At 27.8% G+C, this 23,168-nt stretch carries 26 protein-coding genes, 2 tRNA genes, 2 rRNA genes and 1 other annotated feature; of the genes, 24 read left to right on the plus strand and 6 right to left on the minus strand.

The window, feature by feature from the left end; translation table 11 throughout:
* The 4 genes from J2Z53_RS07385 to J2Z53_RS07400 all read left to right on the plus strand — a co-directional run.
* Nucleotides 1-145 (plus strand): 23S ribosomal RNA (locus tag J2Z53_RS07385); the annotation flags it as partial.
* A gap of 76 nt (nucleotides 146-221) precedes the next feature.
* Nucleotides 222-338: ribosomal RNA gene (rrf, locus tag J2Z53_RS07390) — 5S ribosomal RNA — on the plus strand.
* Nucleotides 339-344: 6 nt separating this feature from the next.
* Nucleotides 345-420: transfer RNA gene (locus tag J2Z53_RS07395), tRNA-Phe, on the plus strand.
* A 5-nt stretch (nucleotides 421-425) separates the two neighbouring features.
* Nucleotides 426-500: transfer RNA gene (locus J2Z53_RS07400), tRNA-Cys, on the plus strand.
* Nucleotides 501-653: 153 nt separating this feature from the next.
* Here the strand turns inward: J2Z53_RS07400 and J2Z53_RS07405 are convergent.
* Together J2Z53_RS07405 and J2Z53_RS07410 are read right to left on the minus strand one after the other, a co-directional pair.
* A complete protein-coding gene (locus J2Z53_RS07405) occupies nucleotides 654-1,565 on the minus strand; it encodes a S66 peptidase family protein (RefSeq protein ID WP_209796816.1) in 912 nt (303 codons plus the stop codon).
* Nucleotides 1,566-1,642: 77 nt separating this feature from the next.
* A complete protein-coding gene (locus tag J2Z53_RS07410; protein ID WP_209796817.1) occupies nucleotides 1,643-2,587 on the minus strand; it encodes a magnesium transporter CorA family protein in 945 nt (314 codons plus the stop codon).
* A gap of 281 nt (nucleotides 2,588-2,868) precedes the next feature.
* Between J2Z53_RS07410 and J2Z53_RS07415 the strand changes: the two genes are divergently transcribed.
* The 8 genes from J2Z53_RS07415 to J2Z53_RS07450 all read left to right on the plus strand — a co-directional run bounded on the left by J2Z53_RS07415 (nucleotide 2,869) and on the right by J2Z53_RS07450 (nucleotide 7,122).
* The gene (locus J2Z53_RS07415; RefSeq protein ID WP_209796818.1) at nucleotides 2,869-3,402 is read left to right on the plus strand and encodes a hypothetical protein; all 534 of its coding nucleotides are present in this window, start codon (nucleotides 2,869-2,871) and stop codon (nucleotides 3,400-3,402) included.
* 127 nt (nucleotides 3,403-3,529) lie between these two features.
* Nucleotides 3,530-3,718, plus strand: a complete 189-nt coding sequence (locus tag J2Z53_RS07420) for a sigma factor G inhibitor Gin (protein WP_209796819.1) — start codon at nucleotides 3,530-3,532, stop codon at nucleotides 3,716-3,718.
* 18 nt (nucleotides 3,719-3,736) lie between these two features.
* A complete protein-coding gene (tmk, locus tag J2Z53_RS07425; protein WP_209796820.1) occupies nucleotides 3,737-4,378 on the plus strand; it encodes a dTMP kinase in 642 nt (213 codons plus the stop codon).
* Nucleotides 4,379-4,449: 71 nt separating this feature from the next.
* Complete coding sequence (locus J2Z53_RS07430) at nucleotides 4,450-4,779, plus strand: cyclic-di-AMP receptor (RefSeq protein WP_209796821.1); 330 nt, start codon at nucleotides 4,450-4,452, stop codon at nucleotides 4,777-4,779.
* Between the two features lie 18 nt (nucleotides 4,780-4,797).
* Entirely contained in the window at nucleotides 4,798-5,727 is a 930-nt protein-coding gene (locus J2Z53_RS07435) for a DNA polymerase III subunit delta' (RefSeq protein ID WP_209796822.1), read from the plus strand.
* Between the two features lie 4 nt (nucleotides 5,728-5,731).
* A complete protein-coding gene (locus J2Z53_RS07440) occupies nucleotides 5,732-6,637 on the plus strand; it encodes a PSP1 domain-containing protein (protein WP_209796823.1) in 906 nt (301 codons plus the stop codon).
* A gap of 11 nt (nucleotides 6,638-6,648) precedes the next feature.
* Nucleotides 6,649-6,852, plus strand: a complete 204-nt coding sequence (locus J2Z53_RS07445) for a heavy-metal-associated domain-containing protein (RefSeq protein ID WP_209796824.1) — start codon at nucleotides 6,649-6,651, stop codon at nucleotides 6,850-6,852.
* Between the two features lie 99 nt (nucleotides 6,853-6,951).
* Entirely contained in the window at nucleotides 6,952-7,122 is a 171-nt protein-coding gene (locus J2Z53_RS07450) for a DUF362 domain-containing protein (protein ID WP_209796825.1), read from the plus strand.
* 36 nt (nucleotides 7,123-7,158) lie between these two features.
* Here the strand turns inward: J2Z53_RS07450 and J2Z53_RS07455 are convergent, their stop codons facing one another.
* Nucleotides 7,159-7,809: an MBL fold metallo-hydrolase gene (locus J2Z53_RS07455; RefSeq protein ID WP_209796826.1), complete on the minus strand. Its 651-nt coding sequence runs from the start codon at nucleotides 7,807-7,809 to the stop codon at nucleotides 7,159-7,161.
* A 144-nt stretch (nucleotides 7,810-7,953) separates the two neighbouring features.
* Here J2Z53_RS07455 and J2Z53_RS07460 point away from each other — a divergent pair, with 144 nt between their 5' ends.
* The 4 genes from J2Z53_RS07460 to J2Z53_RS07475 all read left to right on the plus strand — a co-directional run bounded on the left by J2Z53_RS07460 (nucleotide 7,954) and on the right by J2Z53_RS07475 (nucleotide 12,324).
* Nucleotides 7,954-8,409 carry a CtsR family transcriptional regulator gene (locus tag J2Z53_RS07460; protein WP_209796827.1) on the plus strand — a complete coding sequence of 152 codons (456 nt, stop codon included), beginning with the start codon at nucleotides 7,954-7,956 and terminating at the stop codon, nucleotides 8,407-8,409.
* A gap of 155 nt (nucleotides 8,410-8,564) precedes the next feature.
* Nucleotides 8,565-11,000: an ATP-dependent Clp protease ATP-binding subunit gene (locus tag J2Z53_RS07465; RefSeq protein WP_209796828.1), complete on the plus strand. Its 2,436-nt coding sequence runs from the start codon at nucleotides 8,565-8,567 to the stop codon at nucleotides 10,998-11,000.
* 150 nt (nucleotides 11,001-11,150) lie between these two features.
* Nucleotides 11,151-12,086, plus strand: coding sequence for a thioredoxin-disulfide reductase (gene trxB / locus J2Z53_RS07470; RefSeq protein ID WP_209796829.1), 936 nt, complete (start codon nucleotides 11,151-11,153; stop codon nucleotides 12,084-12,086).
* Between the two features lie 13 nt (nucleotides 12,087-12,099).
* Nucleotides 12,100-12,324 (plus strand): glutaredoxin family protein, encoded by a 225-nt coding sequence (locus tag J2Z53_RS07475; RefSeq protein ID WP_209796830.1) that lies wholly within the window; start codon nucleotides 12,100-12,102, stop codon nucleotides 12,322-12,324.
* Between the two features lie 51 nt (nucleotides 12,325-12,375).
* Here J2Z53_RS07475 and J2Z53_RS07480 read toward each other — a convergent pair whose 3' ends face one another.
* Nucleotides 12,376-12,606: a glutaredoxin family protein gene (locus tag J2Z53_RS07480; protein ID WP_209796831.1), complete on the minus strand. Its 231-nt coding sequence runs from the start codon at nucleotides 12,604-12,606 to the stop codon at nucleotides 12,376-12,378.
* Between the two features lie 137 nt (nucleotides 12,607-12,743).
* Entirely contained in the window at nucleotides 12,744-12,911 is a 168-nt protein-coding gene (locus J2Z53_RS07485) for a hypothetical protein (protein ID WP_209796832.1), read from the minus strand.
* 138 nt (nucleotides 12,912-13,049) lie between these two features.
* On the opposite strand from J2Z53_RS07485, the gene J2Z53_RS07490 reads away from it, so the two are divergent.
* The 4 genes from J2Z53_RS07490 to disA all read left to right on the plus strand — a co-directional run bounded on the left by J2Z53_RS07490 (nucleotide 13,050) and on the right by disA (nucleotide 17,135).
* Complete coding sequence (locus J2Z53_RS07490; protein ID WP_209796833.1) at nucleotides 13,050-13,772, plus strand: GntR family transcriptional regulator; 723 nt, start codon at nucleotides 13,050-13,052, stop codon at nucleotides 13,770-13,772.
* The gene (gene nagB / locus J2Z53_RS07495; protein WP_209796834.1) at nucleotides 13,769-14,497 is read left to right on the plus strand and encodes a glucosamine-6-phosphate deaminase; all 729 of its coding nucleotides are present in this window, start codon (nucleotides 13,769-13,771) and stop codon (nucleotides 14,495-14,497) included. The genes J2Z53_RS07490 and nagB overlap by 4 nt, the downstream gene beginning before the upstream one ends.
* A 189-nt stretch (nucleotides 14,498-14,686) precedes the next feature.
* Nucleotides 14,687-16,054 (plus strand): DNA repair protein RadA, encoded by a 1,368-nt coding sequence (gene radA, locus J2Z53_RS07500; protein WP_209796835.1) that lies wholly within the window; start codon nucleotides 14,687-14,689, stop codon nucleotides 16,052-16,054.
* A gap of 16 nt (nucleotides 16,055-16,070) precedes the next feature.
* Complete coding sequence (gene disA, locus J2Z53_RS07505) at nucleotides 16,071-17,135, plus strand: DNA integrity scanning diadenylate cyclase DisA (protein ID WP_209796836.1); 1,065 nt, start codon at nucleotides 16,071-16,073, stop codon at nucleotides 17,133-17,135.
* 57 nt (nucleotides 17,136-17,192) lie between these two features.
* On the opposite strand, the gene J2Z53_RS07510 is transcribed toward disA, so the two are convergent.
* Nucleotides 17,193-17,591 (minus strand): nucleoside triphosphate pyrophosphohydrolase family protein, encoded by a 399-nt coding sequence (locus J2Z53_RS07510; RefSeq protein ID WP_209796837.1) that lies wholly within the window; start codon nucleotides 17,589-17,591, stop codon nucleotides 17,193-17,195.
* Between the two features lie 309 nt (nucleotides 17,592-17,900).
* Between J2Z53_RS07510 and J2Z53_RS07515 the strand changes: the two genes are divergently transcribed.
* The 4 genes from J2Z53_RS07515 to cysS all read left to right on the plus strand — a co-directional run bounded on the left by J2Z53_RS07515 (nucleotide 17,901) and on the right by cysS (nucleotide 23,152).
* Nucleotides 17,901-19,019 (plus strand): PIN/TRAM domain-containing protein, encoded by a 1,119-nt coding sequence (locus J2Z53_RS07515; protein WP_209796838.1) that lies wholly within the window; start codon nucleotides 17,901-17,903, stop codon nucleotides 19,017-19,019.
* Between the two features lie 14 nt (nucleotides 19,020-19,033).
* Nucleotides 19,034-19,708, plus strand: a complete 675-nt coding sequence (gene ispD, locus J2Z53_RS07520; RefSeq protein ID WP_209796839.1) for a 2-C-methyl-D-erythritol 4-phosphate cytidylyltransferase — start codon at nucleotides 19,034-19,036, stop codon at nucleotides 19,706-19,708.
* 64 nt (nucleotides 19,709-19,772) lie between these two features.
* Nucleotides 19,773-19,955, plus strand: a binding site (T-box leader).
* Nucleotides 19,956-20,011: 56 nt separating this feature from the next.
* Nucleotides 20,012-21,727, plus strand: coding sequence for a proline--tRNA ligase (locus J2Z53_RS07525; protein ID WP_209796840.1), 1,716 nt, complete (start codon nucleotides 20,012-20,014; stop codon nucleotides 21,725-21,727).
* A 15-nt stretch (nucleotides 21,728-21,742) separates the two neighbouring features.
* Nucleotides 21,743-23,152: a cysteine--tRNA ligase gene (gene cysS, locus J2Z53_RS07530; RefSeq protein WP_209796841.1), complete on the plus strand. Its 1,410-nt coding sequence runs from the start codon at nucleotides 21,743-21,745 to the stop codon at nucleotides 23,150-23,152.
* The last annotated feature ends 16 nt before the right edge of the window (nucleotides 23,153-23,168 follow it).

Consider the following 23,168-nt stretch of genomic DNA (forward strand, 5'->3'; position numbering starts at 1 on the left):
CTAAGCGTGAAGCCCACCTCAAGATGAGATTTCCCATAGCATAAGCTAGTAAGACCCCTTGAAGAACACAAGGTTGATAGGTCAGAGGTGTAAGCATGGTAACATGTTCAGCTGACTGATACTAATAGGTCGAGGGCTTGACCAATAAAAAGACGATCAACAAAAATTCATATGCAATTTTCAGAGAACAAATTCTTTGAAATGATTTATATAATCAAATATCTAGTGATGATGGCATAGAGGAAACACTCCTTCCCATTCCGAACAGGAAAGTTAAGCTCTATAGCGCCGATGGTACTGCATGGGTGACTGTGTGGGAGAGTAGGACGTTGCTAGGTAAGTGTGGCTCGATAGCTCAGTCGGTAGAGCAGAGGACTGAAAATCCTCGTGTCGCTGGTTCGATTCCTGCTCGAGCCACCACATATGGCGCTATAGCCAAGTGGTAAGGCAGAGGTCTGCAAAACCTTTATTCCCCAGTTCAAATCTGGGTGGCGCCTCCAAAAGAGGAAAACCTGTAAACTTAAGTTTACAGGTTTTTTATTTTTTATAACAGTTTATAATGAAAAATATCCACAAAAAATAGGTTTAAATAAAAGTTATCCACTAAAATAACAAATTTATGTGATAATATATTAAAAACTGTGAATTAAATTTTATTCTAATGAATTTTCACATAATATTAGTTCGCTAGTTTTCTTATCATAACTTGCTTTGCAACCTATAGGGAAAATTAAATTTGGATATGAATGTCCAAAAGGTACTCCATATATTATAGGAATTTTTAAAGGTAACAATCTTTTCTTTATTATTTCTAAGACAGTAAAACTTTCATTGTAATCGTCCAAAGAACAACCAGTTAAATGACCTATTAATATTCCTCTACATTTGTTTAATTTAGATGATAATATAAGTTGGGTTAATAATCTATCTATTACATAAGGTTTTTCATTTACTTCTTCTAATAATAAAATAGATTTATCTAAGTTTATTTCATAAGGAGTTCCTATTGATGAACATATCATTGAAAGATTTCCTCCCATCAATTTACCACTAAAGTAATCATTATTATATTTTGTACAATTAGATAGATCATAAATAAGTCCTTTACTAGGACTTAATAACATTCTTTTTAGATATGATAAAGTAAATATGTCATTAAAATTAGATTTAATCATTGGGCCGTGGAATGTAATAAGATTTTTGTTAGCAAAAAAATTTAAAAGTATAGTTATATCACTATAACCACAAAAGAATTTTGGATGCTTTTTAATATCAGATATATTTAAATAGGGAAGAGTTCTAATAGACCCAAAACCACCTCTAAAACATATAATGCCATCAATTGAGTCATCTTTAAACATATTGTTTAAATCCTCAGCTCTATCATAATCATTTCCTGAGAAATAACCATATTTATTGTATAAATGACTTCCTAGAACTACATTATTAAATCCTAAATCCTTAAATTTTTTTATATATAAATCTATAGTTTCTTTTTTACTACAAGATGCGGGGGCAATAATAGCAATTTTAGAGTCATAATTTAAAAGTTTTCCTTTAAGCATAACAAATCCTCCTAAAAAAAGAGAGCTAATTAGCTCTCTTTTGTTTTAGTATATAGTATGTTTAAGTTTGATATTTGCTATCTAAACATATCTTTTTTATATAGCACCCAAGCAACTATTCCACAAATTAGGAAAGTTATAAACATTATAAAGTAAAATGCACTAGGATCATCAGCAGAGAATGGTAACCATACGTTCATACCAAAAATACCACCTATTATTGTTGGTATTGCCATAAGTATTGTAACTGATGCAAGAACCTTCATTACTATATTAAGATTATTTGAAATTACTGATGCAAAGAAGTCCATTGTACTTGCTAATATATTACTATAGATTTCTGTCATTTCTATTGCTTGTTTATTTTCAATAATTACATTTTCTAAAATATCCTTATCTTCTTCGTATCTTTGCATTATATCAAGTTTTAACATTTTTTCTAATGTTATTTCATTAGCTTTTAATGAAGTAGAAAAGTATACTAGTGATTTTTCTAATGAATGTAGTTGAATAAGTTCTCTATTTTTCATTGACTTATGAAGTCTTTTTTCTATCATTAAACTTTTTTTATCAATTTGTCTTAAATATAATAGATAATATGTAGAAATTCTATTTAATATTTGTAATGTAAATCTTGATTTTTTAAATGTAAAAAATGATTTAATTCTTCCATTAATAAAGTCAGTTAAAACTTTACTATTTTTAAGGCAAACTGTTATAAGATGTGTATCAGTATGAATTATTGAAAGTGGATATGTATCGTAAGTAAGTGAATTATCCTCCATTTCAGTAAATGGTATATCTACTATTATTGATATAGCATTATCTTCAATATCTATACGTGATGTTTCTTCATCATCTAATGAAGCTTTAAGTAAATCTAATGATACATTTGTTTTATTTGAAATGAGAATGAGTTCTTCGTCTGAAGGTGCAACTATATTTATCCAACAGCCTGGCTCTATATTGTCTAGTTGTTTAAGAGTTTTATTATCATTATTTGTTTTAAATATTTGGATCATGATTAAACCTCCATATATAATCATATATATTATACTCTTAAATTAATAAATATAAAATAATTACTTTAAGAATATAATATATAGTAATACTATGAAAAATTGAGAATGTGTGAGTAATACTAAATAAACAATAGAGATATGAATATAAACTTAAAATAATGCTAAAAATAGATTAATAATGATAAAATTTAACTGATATTAGTATGGAATAAAATTAGAATTACGAGTATAATCTAATTTGTTATTTATAAATATTTCATTATATTATGGGGGATTTAAATATGATGCACAAAGAGGTTGTTGGTAGAAAAAAAGCACCTGTAATTGCGATAGTATTTTTTGTACTAACATTTATGTTATACGCTCAAGAAGGACTTAAATTTATAGATTTTAGTGATTATAAAATATTATTTGTTAGTAAATTACTAGTTTCAATTTTAGCAATTATTATAATTATAAGAGAATATATTAGTTGCAAAATTTCATATAAGTATTGTTTAATAGCAAACAAGCTTATAGTAAATAAGATTTTTTCAAATGGAGAAAAAAATTTAGCTAGCATAAAGATTTCTGATATTGTTTATTTGGGAAAGAAAAATGGACAACATAAAAGATATGATGCTAAATCTATTGGGAATTATACTTGCGATAAATTAAAAATAGGTCAATATTGTTGTGTTTATAAATTTAAAGAAAAATATTATAAGTTTTATTTCCAACCAAGTGAAAGATTTATAAAAAGAATTGAAAAAAATATAATTAAAATTAAAGATAATAAATTAAGTAGTTTAAATAATATAAACTCTCAAGCGTAAATGTTTGAGAGTTTTTTTATTCTAAATTTTAATATTTAATTTATAGGATAACTATGTAAATTTTTTATGTATATAAATCGGGTAATAGGAAATAATTTAAATATATTTAATTTAGGGGGTTTTATTTATGATAAAATTAATAAACAAAAATATTAAAGAAAATACTTGTATTATCTGTGGAAATGTTAGTGACAATGGTATAATTGTAAAAGGTGAATTAATATGTCCAAACTGTGAAGTGGATTTAATAAATATTAAACCTGAAAATAAAAAGTATGATTATTATGTTGATAACATAAGAAACATATTTGGATAAAGAAAGAGGTATACAAAATTGAATAAAGGAATATTTATTGTATTTGAAGGTGGCGAAGGGTCAGGTAAAAGTACAATTTTATATAAGACTTATATATGGCTTAAGGATTTAGGGTATGATTGTATAAAAACAAGAGAACCTGGTGGTATAAATATATCAGAACAAATAAGAGAAGTTATTTTAAATAAAGAAAATATAAATATGGATGGAAGAACAGAAGCACTTCTTTATGCAGCAGCAAGGAGACAACATTTAGTTGAAAAGGTAATACCAGCTTTAAAAAGTGGACAAATAGTTCTATGTGATAGGTTTGTTGATTCATCTTTAGTTTATCAAGGATATGCAAGAGGTCTTGGAATAGAAGAGGTTTATAGCATTAATAAATTTGCAATTGAAGATTGTATGCCAGATTTATCAATACTTTTTGATATTAGACCTGAAATAGGTATGGAAAGAATAAAGAAAAACTCTAATAGAGAAGTAAATAGGTTAGACTTAGAAAAATTAGATTTTCACAATAAAGTTAGAGAAGGTTATTCTTTAATATATAACCAAAATAAGGATAGGATTGTTAAGATAAATGCAGAAAAATCAATTGATGAAGTTTTTTGTGATGTTAAAAAAATAATCCTAAATTTGATAGGTAATTTAGGTAAATAAAGGGTTATAGGAATATATTACTTTGTGGTAAAATAGAATTGGGTATTTTATTAAAGAGTGGAGGTTATTAAATGAAATTAGTAATAGCTATAGTACATGATGATGATTCAGATAATCTACTTGATATTCTAACTGAAAAGAATTTTGGTGTTACTAAGCTTGCAACTACAGGTGGATTTTTAAAGGCAGGAAATACAACTCTAATGATAGGTGTGGGAGAAGAAAAAGTTGAAGATGTTATAAATACAATAAGGTATGTTTGTAAAGAGAGAAATGAAGTAGTTACATCATCAGATCCTATTACTGGAAATGCAGGTATGTGTATGCAGTATCCGATTGAAGTTCAAGTTGGTGGAGCAACTATTTTTGTTATAGATGTAGATAAGTTTGTAAAAATATAATATATAGGAGGTAGTGTATTGGATAAATTTATAGGACATAGCAAGATTGTTGAAGGCTTTATGAAACGAGTAGAAAGCAATACACTGTCTCATGCTCACTTAATTTCAGGAAGAGATGGAATTGGTAAGAGTATATTGGCAGATATATTTGTATCAAAAATATTAAATAAGGAAGTTTCTAAGGAACATATTGATGCGATTAATTATAGAAATAATAAAGCTTCAATAGGTGTTTCAGAAGTTAGAGATATAATAGAGGAAGTTAATAAAAGGCCATATGAAGGAGATAAGAAAGTAGTTATTATATATGATGCAGAAAAACTAACTATTCAAGCTCAAAATGCTCTTTTAAAAACAATAGAGGAACCTCCAAATGGAGTTTATATTTTCTTACTTACAACTAATTTAGAATTTATATTAGATACAATAAAATCTAGATGTCAAATATATAAACTTACCCCTCTCACTAATGATGAGATGATTAGTTTTATTAAATCTAAACATGAGATAGATGAAGAAGAGCTATTATCAGTACTTGCTTATTCAGAAGGGATACCAGGAAGGGCAGAGAGGTTTTTAAAAGATACTGAACTTCAAAATCTTAGAAATCTTATAATAAATATGCTAAGAGATATAAATAAAAATGAAATAGATGTAGCCATAAAATATGAAAAGGCATTCGAAAATTATAAGGATGAAAAGGAAGAACTATTAAATATTATTTCAACTTTTATAAGGGACATAATTTTATATAAGGAACTTAATAATAAGAAGCTTATAATAAATTCTGATAAAAATAAAGAAATAGAAGAGCTAATGGAAATGATGTCTTATAAAAAATTAAATGGAATGCTAAAATATATAGAAGAAGCTAGAGATAACTTAAATCATAACACTAATTTTTCAATAACTATTAGTATTATGATTATGGGTTTTTTGGAGGTATAATTACATGATAAAAGTAATTGGCGTAAGGTTTAAAAAGGCTGGAAAGATATATTATTTCGATCCAAATGAATTAAATATAAATAAAGAAGACTATGTAATAGTAGAAACAGCAAGAGGAATTGAATTTGGTCAATGCGTTATTGGTGTTAAGGAAGTAAGTGAAAATGATATAATAGCACCTCTAAAAAGTGTTTTAAGAGTTGCTGATAATGAAGATATAAAAAGACATCAAAATAATAAGGCAAAAGAAAAAGATGCTTTAAATATATGTACAGATAAAATTTTAGAACATGGGCTTGATATGAAGTTAATTGATGTTGAATATACTTTTGATAATAATAAAGTTATATTCTATTTTACAGCTGATGGAAGAGTTGATTTTAGAGAATTAGTTAAAGACCTAGCTACAATATTTAAGACAAGAATAGAACTTAGACAAATTGGTGTTAGAGATGAGGCTAAAATGCTTGGTGGTCTTGGACCATGTGGTAGACCTATGTGTTGTTCATCGTTTTTAGGAGATTTTGCTTCAGTTTCAATAAAGATGGCTAAAGAGCAAAATTTATCTTTAAATCCAACAAAAATTTCAGGAATTTGTGGAAGATTAATGTGTTGTTTAAATTATGAACAAAGTACATATGAGGATATCAGAAAGAGACTACCTAAGGTTGGATCAATAGTTAAAACATCAGAAGGAACAGGCGAGGTAGTTCAAAACAATATAGTTAAGGAAAGTGTAAAAGTTAAACTTAAGAAAAAAGATGAAGAAATATTAGAGATGTTTAATATTGAAGAGATAGAACTTATCAATGGAAGCTATGAAGACACAATAGATGATTCTGATATAAAACTTGAGGTAGAAACTGAAGAGGACAAAAGACTTATAAAGCAACTTATAAAAGAAAAATAGGAGGATTTCATATGAAGGCAGTGTTAAAAATTGCTGGAATGAATAATTCTAAAGATGTTAAAAAGGTACAAAGTGCAATTTCCATGAGTGAAGGTGTTATTGCAAGTGAAGTAGTTTTAGCTAAAAAAGAAATTATAGTAATATATAATGATTTTTATATAAATTTAGAGAATATTATAGATAAAATTGAAGAAGCTGGGTATACTGTCATATAAATAATAGCTGCTAAATTTTCACAAAATACTTTTAAAAATAATAGAAACGTGTTAAAATTATTTTGGTGTAATTACCACAAATTTTAGGAGGTGTTTTTAATGGCATTTGTAATAAACGATTCATGCATAAGCTGTGGAGCATGTGCAGCAGAATGTCCAGTTAATGCTATAAGTCAAGGAGATACTCAATTCGTAATAGATGCAGATACTTGCATAGATTGCGGAAACTGTGCTAATGTTTGTCCAGTTGGAGCACCAGTTCAAGAATAATCATATAGCAGGAGGATCGCTTTTTTTAGCGGTCCTTTAAATTTTATTATAATTTTCATTAAGTATTATTGCACATCCATTAGATTGCAGTGTTTCTTTAGATATACTAAAAGTTTTACTATGAATCTTTTTTATATTTTTTAGTAGTAAAGAAAAATCTTTTAGTCCATGAAATAAAAAAGAAGAATTATTAACTCTATAGTTCATAGGTATTATAATCTTTGGGCTTATTTTTTTTGAAAGTAAATAAGCTTCCTTTCCAGATAAAGTTATATTTCCACCTACAGGAAGAAATAAAATGTCTATCTCACCTATTTTATTTATGAGATCATCGGATAAATTTTCTCCAAGATACCCTAAATGACATAATTTTAAGTTATCTATATCATAGGTATATATATAATTTTCTCCTCTTTTAGCTCCTTTAAAGTTATCACAAAATGTGGTATATCCTTCTATTAATCCAATTTCAGTATTAAAGCTTCCATGTGAGTTTATTATTTTAATATTAGGGTCAATTATTTTTTTTAATGATAAATTATTTAGTGGACTACTTAATGTTATAACATTAGCATTTAATGTTGATATATTTAAATTATTAAATTTATTAAAGGGGTCAATTAAAAGTCTTTTTCCAATTGAATTTTTTATAAGAAAAGTAGAATTTTTAATCCATGTAATATTCATAAATAATCCTCCTGTATATAAATTTATTATTCACTATGTGTTAGGAATTTAAACCTATTATCTTGAAGAAATATAAAAAAAGTATTAATATGTTGTTACAAGGTCAAGGTAAGTAAAGAACAATAAAACTAAGAAGGTGTATATATGGCAAGACTAACTGATGTAATAGAAAAATTTATAAAAGATATGATAAATGAAGAAGATGATAAAAAAATTTCAATTCAAAGAAATGAATTAGCAGATCAATTTAGATGTGCACCATCTCAAATAAATTATGTATTAAGTACTCGTTTTACTTATGCTAAAGGATATGTAATTGAGAGTAGAAGAGGTGGTGGAGGATACATTTCAATTAAGAAAGTTGAGCATAAATCTCCTATTGGAAGGAAAAAACTATTGTATGAATCTATAGGGGATAGTATAACATATCATAATGCAATTGCTTTCTTAGATAATATATTAGAAACTAATTTGATTAATAAAAAGGAGTATGAACTCATAAAAATATCAGTAAATGATAAAACACTAAAATCTGTTGAAGATAAAAATAAATTAAGGGCAGATTTATTAAAAGGCATGATGATGGTAATAATTGAATAATCATGTATAGATACTTTTTATAATAATATTTAAGATTAAATATTACAGTATGTGGTAATAATATAGAAGAAATGAATTAAAACTATAATTGTGAAAAGGATAAGGGTAAAGTTTTCATAATTATGTATGGTATAAAAGGGTAAGGAGGATTAAGGATGGGTAATGGGAGATTCACAGAAAGGGTTCAAACTGTAATATTAGAGAGTAAGAAAGAGTCATGCAATTTTAAACATGGATATATTGGTACAGAACATATACTTCTTGGGATATTAAAAGAAGGAGGATATGCTGCACAGGTTTTAAATAAATATAACATAAATGACAATAATATAAGAAAAAAGATAGAGAGTTATTTAGGTTATGGTGATGTAGATATATCATTATTAGATTTATTATTAACTCCTAGAACAAAAAGTCTTTTAGATAGGAGCTTTAAAGAAGCAAAAAATTATAATCATAAATATATAATTCCAGAACATATACTTTTAGCACTTCTTAAAGAAGCTGATGGTGTTGCATATACAATATTATTACAAACAGAAGTAAATATACAGGAAATATTAAATGATATAAATATATTTTTACAAAGTAAAGAAGATGAAACTTTTTCTAAATATGAAGAAGATGAAAAAGTTTATGAAAAAATGTCAGTACTAAATAAATATAGCGTTAATATGACAAAACTTGCAAAGGAAGGTAAGTTTGATCCTGTTATAGGTAGAGAGAAGGAAACACAAAGAGTTTTAGAAATACTTTGTAGAAGAGTTAAAAATAATCCTTGTTTAATTGGAGAACCTGGTGTTGGAAAAACAGCTGTTATTGAAGGATTAGCTCAAAGGATAGTAGAGGGTAATATACCAGAAACACTTAAAAATAAGCAAATTTTTTCTTTAGATCTTACAAATATTATTGCTGGAGCAAAATATAGAGGAGAATTTGAAGATAGATTAAAAAAAATAGTTGAAGAAATAAAAGAGAATAAGGATATAATTTTATTTATAGATGAAATTCATATGATAATTGGAGCAGGTGGAGCAGAAGGTGCAATTGATGCTTCTAATATATTGAAGCCATCCCTTGCAAGGGGAGATATTCAGTGTATAGGGGCTACAACAATAGATGAATATAGAAAACATATAGAAAAAGATCTAGCATTAGAGAGAAGATTTCAGCCAATAAATGTTAGAGAGCCTAACAAAGAAGAAACGTTAAAAATATTAACTGGATTAAGGAATAAATATGAAGCACATCATAAAATAAAAATATCAGATGAAGCTCTTAAAGCTGCAGTATATATGGGTGAAAGATATATAGTAAATAGATTTATGCCTGATAAGGCAATTGATTTAATAGATGAAGCTTCAGCTAAAATTAGAATAGAAGCTGTTATAAATCCTCCAGATGTAAAAGAATTAGAGAAAAAAATAAAATTAGCAATAATAGAAAAGGAAGAAGCTATAAAAGCTCAAGAATTTGAGAAGGCAGCAACATTTAGAGATGAGGAAGTAATTTTACAAAAAGAATTAAATAATAAAGTAAATAATTTTGATAATAATTCTGAAAATACTTTGATAGTTGGTCCTGAGGATATAGCTAAAGTTATTTCTAACTGGACTAATATACCTGTTGAAAAACTTACTGAAAAGGAAAGTGAAAAACTACTTAAGCTAGAAGAGAGACTTCATGAAAGAGTAGTTGGACAAAGTGAAGCTGTATCATCAATTGCAAGAGCAATAAGAAGAGCTAGAGTAGGTCTTCAAGATCCTAATAGACCAATTGGAAGTTTTATATTTTTAGGACCAACAGGAGTTGGAAAAACAGAATTATGTAAGGCTTTGGCAGAATCTATTTTTGGTGATGAAGATAATATGATTAGAGTTGATATGTCAGAATATATGGAAAAACATGCTGTTTCTAAATTAATAGGTGCACCTCCTGGATATGTTGGATATGATGAAGGAGGACAATTAACAGAGGCAATAAGAAGAAATCCTTATTCGGTTATTTTATTAGATGAAATTGAAAAGGCTCATCCTGATATATTTAATATATTACTTCAAATATTAGAAGATGGAAGATTAACAGACGGGAAGGGAAAGGTTGTTAACTTTAAAAATACTATAATAATAATGACATCTAATATAGGTGCAGAAAAAATTTACAAACAAAAAAGCGTAGGATTTTTAGCTAATAATGATAAAGATTTTGGATATAATTTTATGAAAGAAAATATGTTAGAAGAATTAAGAAAAAGTTTTAAGCCAGAATTTTTAAATAGGGTAGATGATACTATTGTATTTCATAAATTAAATAGAGATAGTATGAAGGACATATTAGATATTATGCTTAAAGAAATGAAACTTAGATTAAGAAATAGCAATATTGATATAAGTTTTGATGAAGAGATAAAAGAGTATTTATTAGATAAATGCAAAATAGATGATTATGGAGCTAGACCTTTTAGAAGAATAATTACAAAAGAAATTGAAGATAAGTTAAGTGAAGAAATATTAAAAGGTAATATAGTAAAAGATAAATATTTAGAAGTTTTTATAAAAGAGGAATGTATAAAATTTAAGAATATAAGTTAAGTTATATAAGGGAGTATTAGTTTTATACTCCCTTTAAATATTTTTCAAAAATAATTATTACATAAAATATATTGTTGAAATGAATTTATATAGTGATATAATAAAAACAAATATAAAGATATACCCCGTGGGGGTAAGGAGGCGAAAGCAATGTCAAAAGAAGTAAAAGAAATTGATTTAATTATAATTGGTGGAGGACCAGCAGGTTTAACTGCAGCTATATATGCATCAAGAGCAAGACTTGATATGTTATTATTAGAAGATAAAATTATGGGTGGTCAAGTTAGAAATAGTTATTTAGTAGAGAATTACCCAGGCTTTAGAGAAATAGCTGGTGCAGAACTTGCAGATCTTATGCAAAAACAAGCTGAAGATTTAGGAGCTACAATTGAAGAATTTGATGTTATAGAAAAAGTTAAATTTAATGCAGAAGAAAAAATAGTAGAAACTGAAGAGTTTATATATAAGCCAAAGGCAGTAATAATTGCAACAGGGGCATCACCAAAGAAGTTACCAATAAAAAATGAAGAGAAATTCTCTGGAAAGGGAGTTCACTATTGTGCAGTGTGTGATGGTGCAATGTATCAAGATAAGGTTATTGGTATAGTTGGTGGAGGAAACACAGCTTTAGAGGAATCAATCTTTTTAACAAATTTTGCAAAGAAAGTTTATTTAATTAGAAGATATGATTATTTTAGAGGAGAGCAAAGTGTATTAGAGGAAGTTGAAAAGAATGATAAGATAGAAATTCTTTATAATGAGGACTTAATAGAAGTTGATGGCGGAGACTTTGTAGAAAAAGGAATAATAAAGAATACATTAACAGGTGAAGAAAAAGAATTAAAATTAGATGCTGTTTTTGGTTCAATAGGTAATACTCCAATGGTAAACTTATTTAAAGAATATATAGAAGTAAATAAAGGTGGATATATAATCACAGATGACCATATGCAAACAAATGTACCAGGAGTTTATGCTGTTGGTGATGTAAGAGAAAAGGAATATAGACAAATTACAACAGCAGTTGCTGATGGAACAATAGCGGCATTAGAAGCAGAAAAGTATGTAAAGAAAATTAATAGATAAGGTGTGATAATTTATGATAAAAATATATTCAACATCATGGTGCCCTTCATGTATTAAAGCTAAAAAATATTTAAACATGAAAGGAATTGAATTTGAAGAAATAAATGTTGCTGATAAACATGAAGATAGAAATGAAGTTCAAAAAGTATCAGGACAAAGAACAGTTCCCGTATTAGATATTGATGGTAAGATTATTGTTGGATTTGATAAAAAAGCTATAGATGAAGCTTTAAAATAAATTAAAATAAAAAGTCCTATTACAAATTTGTAATAGGACTTTTTATTTTAATTAAGCATTAGCTAATGCTTTGTCAATTGCAGGTTTATCAAAACCTACTATTATTGTTCCGTTTATATCAAGAACAGGAACACCCATTTGTTTTGATTTATTAACCATTTCTTCTCTAGCGTTCATATCTTCTTGTACATTTAAAGCAGTAAACTCTACGCCTTTTTTTGTTAAATAATCCTTTGCTTTTACACACCAAGGACATGAATTAGTTGTATATACTTTTATCATAATTTTTACCTCCCAAATAATAATAATGATTATTATTAAATATCTTTTTTCAATTTTACCTTAAATAGATATTAATTTCAAGGATGTTAGTGTGTATAATGTGTAACATTTAAATCATAATAAAATAATATATTATATTATTTTATTATATCTTTGTTGTCTAAATTTGAATTTAAAATAAAATTACTTACATCTCCATCTAAAGTAGAATTTGAAAATGTCTCACTTACATTGATTTGAGCAGTATCTTTAATAGTATTTTTAGGGGTTATAATAGTATTAATAAGTTTTGTTTTATCAATCATAGTACCATCATCTCCTTTTAAATTGTATAATTATTATTTGTATAAGAGAAAATTATTATGCTAAAAATAAATTTAAATTGTATAGTGGTCTAGACAACTATATGTTATCGGTATATAATTAATTAAGGAGGAACAGATATGATAGATAAAAACAGTCCAATTCCAGTTTATTTTCAATTAAAGGAGGATATCTTAGAAAAAATTTCTCAAGGTTATTGGAAAGTAGGAGATTGTATAAATAGTGAAAGAGAACTTTCAGACCAATATGGAGTTAGTAGAATGACAATCAGACAAGCTTTGGGAGAATTAGTTCAAGATGGAGTTTTAGTAAGAGAAAAGGGAAAAGGGACATTTGTCTGTGAACCTAAAGTAAAACAACAGGATGTAATGAGTTTTACTGATATGATTGAAAGCTCAGGAGGAAAACTTGAAACAGAAATTTTAGAATTTAAAATTATTGATACTCCATGTGAGTTATTAGACATATTAAAAGATAAAAAAGTATATAGAATAAATAGAATGAGAAAAGTTGATGGAGAATGTATAGCAAATGAAATTGTTCATATATCACCTAAAATATGTGGAAATATAACAGAAGAATCATTAAAAGGGTCATTGTTTAAAATCATAGAGAAGAATGGACATTTTATTAATCATTCAGAGTCATCAATAAGTGCAATTGTTATGGACGATTTTTATAAGAATTTGTTTAGGGTAAATAGGGTACTTCCTTTAATTAGAACATTTGGAAATACTTTAGATGAAAATAATAATGTACTTTTTGTAGAAGAGTCTATTTATAGATCAGATAAATATATTTTACAAGTAAATATATCAAGGCGAGAGGGGAAATTGAAGTGAAGCTAGTATTAGTTAAAAATTATGATGAGATGAGTAAGGTTTCAGCAGACCTAATGGTAGAAGTTATTAATAAAAAACCAAATGCTGTTTTAGGACTTGCAACAGGTGGAACACCAATAGGGATGTATAAAAATTTAATTAAGATGAACGAAGAAGGAAAAGTTGATTTTAGCAAGGTAACAACAGTAAACCTTGATGAATATATAGGACTTCCAGGAACTCATGAGCAAAGCTATAGATTTTTTATGAATAATAATCTTTTTGATCATATAAATATAAATAAAGAAAATACTTATGTTCCAAATGGATTAGCAGAAGATATTGAAGCTGAAGGAAAGGCTTATGATGAAAAAATAGATGCTTTAGGTGGAACAGATATTCAATTATTAGGTGTTGGTAACAATGGACATATAGCTTTTAATGAACCAGATTCATGTTTAATTGCAGGAACTCATCTTACAGGTTTAACTAAGAGCACAATTGAAGCAAATTCAAGATTTTTTGATTCAATGGATGAAGTTCCAAAGACAGCAATAACAATGGGACTTGGACAAATAATGAAATCAAAAAAGATATTGCTAGTGGCTAGTGGAGATAGTAAAGCAGAGGCAATTAAGGAATTATTTAGTGGAAAAATAACAACTAACTGTCCTGTAACAATGCTTAATATGCATAGAGATGTTACAGTAGTAGTTGATGAAGCAGCTGCAAAACTAATAAAATAAGTTAAATAAATTAATTAAAATAAAGTTTAACCCAGAAAAGGAATTATCATTAATTTGATAGTTCCTTTTTTGATTAGTAAAGATTATAAAAAATAAGTTAATGATGTTATATTAATATGATTGTATGGTATTATAATATAGATAGAATATAAGCTTAGGCTAATTAAAAAAAAGATCGAGGGTGTTTTTATGGCTAAGGTAAAATCAATATTTATTTGCCAACAATGTGGTTATGAATCTGCAAAATGGCTTGGGAAATGTCCATCTTGTAATAAATGGAATACATTTGTTGAAGAAATAAGAGATAATAAAGTTCAAGTAAAAAACGATATAGCAAAAAAATTAAATCCTGAAAATATGCCTAAAAGCATCAGTAATATTAAATCTGGAGAAAAAGAAAGATATAATACTGGAATAGATGAATTAAACAGAGTTTTAGGTGGAGGGTTAGTTAAAGGTTCTTTAACTTTAATTTCAGGAGATCCTGGCATAGGAAAATCGACTCTTTTACTTCAAACTGCAAATAATATTGCAAAAAAGTATGGAAAAGTATTATATGTTTCAGGTGAAGAATCTGAAGAACAAATAAAAATAAGAGGAGATAGATTAGGAGTAACATCAAATGATTTATATATTGTTTCAGAAACTAATCTAGACACCATAGAAGTTTATATAGATGAATTAGAACCAAAGTTTGTAATAATAGATTCAATTCAAACAATATACAAAGAAGGCGTAACATCAGCACCTGGAAGTGTATCGCAGGTAAAGGAATGTTCTAATCAAATAATGAGAATTGGGAAAAAAAGAAACATTCCTTTATTTATAGTTGCGCATGTAACAAAACAAGGGGAACTTGCAGGTCCAAGAGTATTAGAACATATGGTAGATACAGTTCTTTATTTTGAAGGAGAAAGAACTGAAGAATTTAGAATTTTAAGAACTATGAAAAATAGATTCGGAACAACAAGTGAAATTGGTGTTTTTGAAATGAGACAAGAAGGTTTAGTGGAGATATATGATCCATCAAGTATTTTTCTTGAAGATACAACTTTTAATCAAGAGGGATCTGTTGTAATTGGACTTATGGAAGGAACAAGGCCCATACTTGTAGAAATTCAGGCATTAGTTACAGAAACAAAGGCTGTAATGCCAAGAAGAACTGCAGTTGGTATTGATAACCAAAGGTTAAGTTTAATACTTGCTGTACTTGAAAAGAAACTAAGGATTCCATTTTACAATCATGATGTATATGTGAATGTAGTAGGAGGGTTAAACTTAGATGGTACAACAGCTGATTTAGGTCTTGCAATAGCTTTAATTTCGAGTATAAAAGGTAAAGGAATTAAGCTTCCTAAGGTACTTGTAACTGGAGAGGTTGGATTAACTGGAGAGATAAGACCAATATCATCTGTAGATAGACTTGTAAATGAGGCTGAAAAAATGGGATTTGAATATACAATAATTCCAAATAGAAATAGAGAAAAAGTATCAAATAAAACAATTAAAATTATAGGTGTTAGCAATATAAGAGAAGCAATAAATAAGATATTCTAGGAGAATAGGTGAGTGAATGAGATTAGAAAGAGATATTGAAATAAAAAATATATTAAAAATAATGTGCCCAGGAACTCAACTAAGGGAAGGACTTGAAAATATTCTTAGGGCTAAAACAGGAGGCTTAATAGTTTTAGGTGATAGCGATGAGGTTATGAATATAGTAGATGGAGGATTTACTATTAATGCAGAGTATTCACCAGCATATGTGTATGAACTTGCAAAAATGGATGGGGCAATTGTAATAAGTGAAGACTTAAAGAAAATAGTTCGTGCAAATGCTCAATTAGTACCAAGTGCATCAATACCTACATTTGAAACAGGAACAAGACATAGAACAGCTCAAAGAGTAGCAAGAGAAACTGGAAATATAGTTGTTGCTATATCTCAAAGAAGAAATATAATTACAGTTTATAAAGGTGAATTAAAATATGTATTAAGGGAAAGTAGTGTAATTCTTGCAAGGGCAAATCAGGCAGTTCAAACATTAGAAAAATATGTGTCAGTTCTTGAGAGAGTAATAAATAATTTAAATTTATTAGAGTTTCAAGATTTAACAACGCTTTTTGATGTAGTAACTGCAGTTCAAAGAACTGAAATGGTTATGAGGATTGTAGAAGAAATAAGAATATATATTTTGGAACTTGGAAATGAGGGAAGACTTATTTCCATGCAATTAAATGAACTTATAAGACATATAGAAAGAGATGGAATCTATTTAATAAGAGATTATATTAATCCAGAAAAAGATTATGAAGAAATATATGAAGATATTCAAAATTTAACTTCAAAGGAACTTATAGATTTGGAAGCTATAGCTAGGGTATTAGGATATGGATATGCACCTTTAGCAGATACATTAATATCACCTAAGGGATATAGAATGCTTAGTAAAATTCCTAGGATACCATCAACAGTTAGAGATAATTTAATAAATCACTTTGAAAATTTCAATGGAATAATTGATGCTGATATAGATGATTTAGATAAGGTAGAAGGTATAGGAGAAGCTAGAGCAAAAGCAATAAAAAATGGATTAAGAAGAATAAATGATCAAATTTCTTTAAAGGCTGAATTATAAAATGATAAAAGCGAATTCTGTTAATTAATATTAGAATTCGCTTTTTATTTAAGTTTATTATCTAAAATTAAACTTACCAAGTGTTGTAATTTTATCATTTTCTTTAAGTAAAATATCATAAAGATTTATGCCTAATGTATTGCAAAGAGATGTAAGATAGAAAATGTTATTTCCCATTTCACTTTCAATAACTTCACGGCAATTATCACATAAATTTCCTTTTATATGAGTTTTAAAACAACCTGTAAGATCATCTATAGAATCGTTATCATTTGGTAAGCATTGCTTACACGCATCTATTTTTATACAACCGCAATTAGTAACAGCTTTTATAATAGCCCTGTTAACTCTAGCATTTGATTCAGTATATTTACTTAATGTATCAAGTATACTTTTATGTCTAAGTAAAGAATCATTCACAGAATTTTGAAAATCGTCAAAAATAATATCTTTCATTTGTCTCAACTCCTTGCTAGTATTTAATATATTTAAATTAATTATAAATTTATTAGGTAATATTTGTCAATTAAGATTCAATGAATAAGTATTATTTAAGACAATAATATAATATTTTTATTTTAAAATATAGGGGGTATAAAATTAATCTTTAAATACAGATAATCTAAATTAAGAAAATTTTCATATAAGTTAACGTTTTAAATATGGTATAATTAAGAAAAAGATTATACTATTTTAATAAAATAGTAGTCTTATAAGAATTTTATATGATAAAATTGGCAACAATTCTATTAAGGAGGTGAAAAAATGTTTAAAAAATTAATTAGAGGTATTTTTACATTAATGGGGCTGTTAATTGGTTATGTAATTGGAGAGTCGATTTTAAAAATTAATGCTGTAAAACAAATTAGTTATTTGTCAGGTACAGTTGCTCCGGTATTATTCCTTATTTTTATTTCATTATTAGTTGGTATTATTTTATATATAGTATCTCCGGTAATATACAGATCAATTTCAGAACTTATTGAATACATTGAAAAGAATATGAGAAAGTTTACTGTAGTAGAGATAATATATGGAGCCGCAGGAGCTGTAATTGCTCTAATAATTATGTTTTTCTTAGCTAGACCGTTAAATGATATTGGAGGTTGGTTAGGTCCAATAATATATGCTTTAGTAAATTTATTAAGTGCAATAATAGGTATGAAGATAATGGTTGAAAAAAAGGACGATATAGACAATATTTTATTAGCCATGAAAAAAACAAGTGCTCAAAAAGATAAAACACAAAAGGAAAAGAAAAATAAAGCTTCAAATAAATTAGGTAAAGCAATACCTAAAGTATTAGATACATCAGTTATAATTGATGGAAGAATTTTTGACATTTGTAAAACTGGTTTTATTGAAGGACCTTTAGTTATACCTAATTTTGTATTAGATGAACTAAGACATATATCAGACTCATCAGATTCACTAAAGAGAACAAGAGGAAGAAGAGGCCTTGACATATTAAATAAAATTCAAAAGGAATTAGACATTGAAACTCAAATTTGGGAAGGTGATTTCCCTAAAATAGCAGAAGTAGATGCTAAACTTTTAAAATTATCTCAAACATTAGATGGAAAAGTTATAACAAATGATTATAATTTAAATAAAGTAGCAGAAGTTCAGGGAGTACCTGTTTTAAATATTAATGAACTTTCTAATGCAATTAAACCAGTTGTTATTCCTGGAGAAGAAATGACAGTAGAAGTTGTAAAAGATGGAAAAGAAGCAAGTCAAGGAGTAGCATACTTAGATGATGGTACTATGATTGTAGTTGAAGGTGGAAAGAAATATATTTCAAAAACAATAGATGTTATAGTAACATCTGTATTACAAACTGCTGCAGGTAGAATGATATTTGCTAAACCTAAGGAAGCTTAGAAGGGGAACGTTTTATGAATAGTGCAGTCATTTTGTCTGGTGGAAGAGGTAAGAGAATGGGCTCAAGTTTAAGTAAGCAATTTATATTAATAAACGAAAAGCCTATGTTATATTATACAATTAAGAAATTTAGGGAAAATAAACTAATTGATGAAATAATATTAGTTCTTCCAAAAGATGAGATTGAATATTGTAAAAAAGAAGTATTAGAAAAATATAATATTTTTGTAGATAAAATAGTTGAAGGCGGAGGAGAAAGACAAGATTCAGTTTTTAATGGATTAAATGCTATTGATAATGGAGATATTGTTTTAATTCACGATGGAGCTAGACCTTTTGTTACTGATAAAATTATAGAAGATGGAATAAAAGGTGCTAAAAAGTTTAAGGCAGCAGCTCCGGGGGTAATGCCTAAGGATACTATAAAGATAAAGAATAAAGATAATTTATCAAAAGAAACTCTTAATAGAGAAAAACTTGTTGCAGTTCAAACGCCACAGGTATTTGATTATAATCTTATATTAGAATGTCATAAAAAAATAAAAGAAAATAATATAAAAGTAACAGACGATACTATGGTTGTTGAAACTTTTGGAAATAAAGTTTTCTTATATGAAGGATCTTATACAAATATAAAAATAACTACTCCAGAGGATTTAATTTTAGCTAAATATTTAGCTTGTGATTAATAAAACAAATATATTGACAAGAAATTTTTCCAAGACTATAATTAATAGATATAATGAATATTGGCTAAAAACTATGAAGAAGAATAGTAGAAATCGCCCTTTTCAGAGAGAGAATTCATCGGCTGAAAGATTCTCAAATAGATTTTGAACCAGCTTTGGAGTAATAGGAAAAAACTATCGGTTTAATACCGTTATCATTGTTAAAGAAAAAAATTAGGTGGTACCGCGATTAGTAGTCGCCCTATTGGTAAATAGGGTGGCTTTTTTATATTTAAAAATAATAAAATCAGGAGGAAAATAATCATGAAAATGTCAAACATGTTTATGGCTACACTTAGAGAAGTTCCAGCAGAAGCTGAAATTGCAAGTCATCAATTAATGGTTAGAGCAGGATTAATAAGAAAAATGGCATCAGGAGTTTATAATTACTTACCATTAGGAGTTAAAGCTCTTAGAAATGTTGAAAATATAGTAAGAGAAGAAATGGATAATACAGGAGCACAAGAACTTTTATGTTCAGCTGTAGTTCCAGCAGAGTTATGGGAAGAGTCAGGAAGATGGGGAGCTTATGGTCCAGAATTATTTAGATTCCAAGATAGAAATAATAGAGATTTTTGTTTAGGACCAACTCATGAAGAAGTATTTACAGAAATTGCAAAGAATGAGATAAAATCATATAAGCAATTACCAATAAATTTATATCAAATTCAAACTAAGTATAGAGATGAAACTAGACCAAGATTTGGAGTTATGAGATCTAGAGAATTTATAATGAAAGATGCTTATAGTTTTGATAAGGACCAAGAAGGATTAGATTTAGCTTATAATAAAATGCATGATGCTTACATAAATATATTCAATAGATGTGGATTAGATGCAAAATGTGTTGAAGCAGATTCAGGAGCTATCGGAGGATCAAATTCAGCAGAATTTATGGTTAAATCAGAAGTTGGAGAAGATGATGTAGTATTTTGTACATCATGTAATTACGCAGCTAATATAGAAAAAGCAGAAACAGTAGCTGAAGTTGCAGAAGCAGAAGAATTAGTTAGAATGGAAAAGGTAGAAACTCCAAATAGTAGAACTATAGAAGAAGTTTCAGAATTTTTCAATGTATCTCCAAAGAAAACAGTTAAAACTTTAATTTATAATGTAGATGGAAAATTAGTTGGAGTTTTAGTTAGAGGAGATAGAGAAGTTAATGAAGTTAAAGTTGCAAATGCTTCTAATGCATCAGGGGATATAGAATTAGCTTCACATGAAGAAGTTTTAAAAGCAACTAATGCAGAAACAGGTTTTGCAGGTCCAGTTGGCTTAAAAGTAGATTTATTACTAGTAGATGAAGAAGTTAGTAAAATGTATAATATGATTGTAGGAGCTAACGAAACAGGATATCATCTAACTGGTGTTAATTATGGAAGAGAATTTGAAGGTGTAGTTGGAGATTTCAGAAATATAGAAGAAGGAGAAACTTGTCCAAAATGTGGTGGAAAAGTTACTATAGCAAGAGGAACAGAAGTTGGACACATTTTCAAGCTAGGAACTAAATATTCAGAAGCTATGAATGCTAAATTTATAGATGTTGATGGTAAGGAAAAACCATTTATAATGGGTTGTTATGGAATAGGTGTTACAAGAACACTTGCATCAATAATTGAACAACATCATGATGATGATGGAATAATCTGGCCTTTATCAGTTGCACCATATCATGTTTCAGTAATTGCTGTTAATTCAAAGGATGAGGAGCAAATGAGAATAGCTACAGAAATCTATAATGAATTAAACAAAATGGGAGTAGAAGCTCTTTTAGACGATAGAAAAGAAAGAGCTGGAGTTAAGTTTAAAGATTCAGAACTTATGGGAATTCCTATGAGAATTACAGTAGGTAAGAAAATAGGAGACGGAGAAGTCGAATTTAAACTAAGAGATGGCGGCGAAAATGAAACTATAAAGATAGAAGATGCAAAGGAAAGAGTCAGAGCAGAATTCGAAAAGCATAACCTAAAAATAAGATAATTAGGAGGAATTAGAATGAAGCTTTATAACACGCTAACAAGAAAAAAAGAAGAATTCATACCAATAACTCCAGGAGAAGTTAAAATGTATGTTTGTGGACCTACAGTATATAACTTCTTTCATATAGGAAATGGTAGAACATTTATAGTTTTTGACACAATAAGAAGATATTTTGAATATAGAGGATATAATGTTAAATTTGTTCAAAACTTTACAGATATAGATGACAAGATGATAAAGAGAGCAAATGAAGAAGGAACTTCAGTAAAAGAAGTTGGAGATAAGTATATAGGAGAATATTATACAGATGCAGATGCTCTTAATATAGAAAGAGCAACTGTTAATCCTAGGGCTACTCAATATATAAGTGAAATAATTAAGTTTGTACAGGAACTAATTGAAAAAGGCTATGCTTATGAAGTAGATGGTGATGTTTACTTTAGTACTAAGAAGTTCCAAGGTTATGGAAAGCTATCAAAACAAAATTTAGATGACTTACAAGCTGGTGCTAGAATTAATGTAGACGAAAGAAAGAAGGACCCTATGGACTTTGCTATATGGAAGGCAAAGAAAGAAGGAGAACCAGCATGGAAGTGCCCTTGGGGAGAAGGAAGACCAGGATGGCATATAGAATGTTCATGTATGGCAAAGAACATTCTAGGAGATACAATTGATATACATGCAGGTGGAATGGATTTAGCATTTCCACATCATGAAAATGAAATAGCTCAAAGTGAAGCCTTAACAGGAAAACCATTTGCACATTATTGGTTACATTCAGCTTATGTAAATGTAAATAATCAAAAAATGTCTAAGTCATTAAATAATTTCTTTACAGCAAGAGATGTATTAAAAGAATATGATGCAGATGTAATTAGATTTTTAATGCTTTCATGTCATTATAGAATTCAATTAAACTATAGTTCTGATTTATTAGAATCAGCTAAGTCATCAGTTGAAAGATTATATAATGCAATAGGAAATCTTGAAAATCTTATGGATGAAGTTTCAAGAGTTGAAATGAATGAAGAAGAAAAGAAGTACCTAGAAAGCTTAAATAAATATAAAGAAAAATATATTGAAAAAATGGATGATGATTTCAATACAGCAGATGCTATAACTGCAATATTTGATTTAGTTAAAGATGTTAACACTAATATAAGTGTAAATTCATCAAAAGAATTAGCAAAAGGCGCTTTAGATCTAATAAGAGAACTTGGAGCACCTCTTGGAATGTTACAAAAATCAACTAAAGGCGATTTAGCAGATGAAGCTTCTGAAATAGAAGGACTAATAGAACAAAGACAACAAGCAAGAAAGAATAAAGATTTTGCCCTTGCAGATAAAATAAGAGATGACTTAAAGGCAAGAGGAATAATGCTTGAAGATACTCCACAAGGAGTAAGATGGAAAAAGGTTAACTAATTAAAAAGGGCTGTGC

The sequence above is a fragment of the Clostridium moniliforme genome, assembly GCF_017873235.1.
In the GTDB taxonomy this organism is placed as follows: Bacteria; Bacillota; Clostridia; order Clostridiales; family Clostridiaceae; genus Clostridium; species Clostridium moniliforme.

Coding starts and splice junctions, on each gene's coding strand:
- J2Z53_RS07485 (WP_209796832.1), bottom strand. CDS start 12,911: ATGATTGATAAAACAAAACTTATTAATACTATTATAACCCCTAAAAAT.
- J2Z53_RS07490 (WP_209796833.1), top strand. CDS start 13,050: ATGATAGATAAAAACAGTCCAATTCCAGTTTATTTTCAATTAAAGGAG.
- J2Z53_RS07455 (WP_209796826.1), bottom strand. CDS start 7,809: ATGAATATTACATGGATTAAAAATTCTACTTTTCTTATAAAAAATTCA.
- J2Z53_RS07450 (WP_209796825.1), top strand. CDS start 6,952: ATGGCATTTGTAATAAACGATTCATGCATAAGCTGTGGAGCATGTGCA.
- disA (WP_209796836.1), top strand. CDS start 16,071: ATGAGATTAGAAAGAGATATTGAAATAAAAAATATATTAAAAATAATG.
- J2Z53_RS07405 (WP_209796816.1), bottom strand. CDS start 1,565: ATGCTTAAAGGAAAACTTTTAAATTATGACTCTAAAATTGCTATTATT.
- cysS (WP_209796841.1), top strand. CDS start 21,743: ATGAAGCTTTATAACACGCTAACAAGAAAAAAAGAAGAATTCATACCA.
- radA (WP_209796835.1), top strand. CDS start 14,687: ATGGCTAAGGTAAAATCAATATTTATTTGCCAACAATGTGGTTATGAA.
- J2Z53_RS07420 (WP_209796819.1), top strand. CDS start 3,530: ATGATAAAATTAATAAACAAAAATATTAAAGAAAATACTTGTATTATC.
- J2Z53_RS07465 (WP_209796828.1), top strand. CDS start 8,565: ATGGGTAATGGGAGATTCACAGAAAGGGTTCAAACTGTAATATTAGAG.
- ispD (WP_209796839.1), top strand. CDS start 19,034: ATGAATAGTGCAGTCATTTTGTCTGGTGGAAGAGGTAAGAGAATGGGC.
- J2Z53_RS07475 (WP_209796830.1), top strand. CDS start 12,100: ATGATAAAAATATATTCAACATCATGGTGCCCTTCATGTATTAAAGCT.
- J2Z53_RS07510 (WP_209796837.1), bottom strand. CDS start 17,591: ATGAAAGATATTATTTTTGACGATTTTCAAAATTCTGTGAATGATTCT.
- J2Z53_RS07440 (WP_209796823.1), top strand. CDS start 5,732: ATGATAAAAGTAATTGGCGTAAGGTTTAAAAAGGCTGGAAAGATATAT.
- J2Z53_RS07430 (WP_209796821.1), top strand. CDS start 4,450: ATGAAATTAGTAATAGCTATAGTACATGATGATGATTCAGATAATCTA.
- J2Z53_RS07410 (WP_209796817.1), bottom strand. CDS start 2,587: ATGATCCAAATATTTAAAACAAATAATGATAATAAAACTCTTAAACAA.
- J2Z53_RS07515 (WP_209796838.1), top strand. CDS start 17,901: ATGTTTAAAAAATTAATTAGAGGTATTTTTACATTAATGGGGCTGTTA.
- J2Z53_RS07480 (WP_209796831.1), bottom strand. CDS start 12,606: ATGATAAAAGTATATACAACTAATTCATGTCCTTGGTGTGTAAAAGCA.
- trxB (WP_209796829.1), top strand. CDS start 11,151: ATGTCAAAAGAAGTAAAAGAAATTGATTTAATTATAATTGGTGGAGGA.
- J2Z53_RS07525 (WP_209796840.1), top strand. CDS start 20,012: ATGAAAATGTCAAACATGTTTATGGCTACACTTAGAGAAGTTCCAGCA.
- J2Z53_RS07460 (WP_209796827.1), top strand. CDS start 7,954: ATGGCAAGACTAACTGATGTAATAGAAAAATTTATAAAAGATATGATA.
- J2Z53_RS07415 (WP_209796818.1), top strand. CDS start 2,869: ATGATGCACAAAGAGGTTGTTGGTAGAAAAAAAGCACCTGTAATTGCG.
- J2Z53_RS07445 (WP_209796824.1), top strand. CDS start 6,649: ATGAAGGCAGTGTTAAAAATTGCTGGAATGAATAATTCTAAAGATGTT.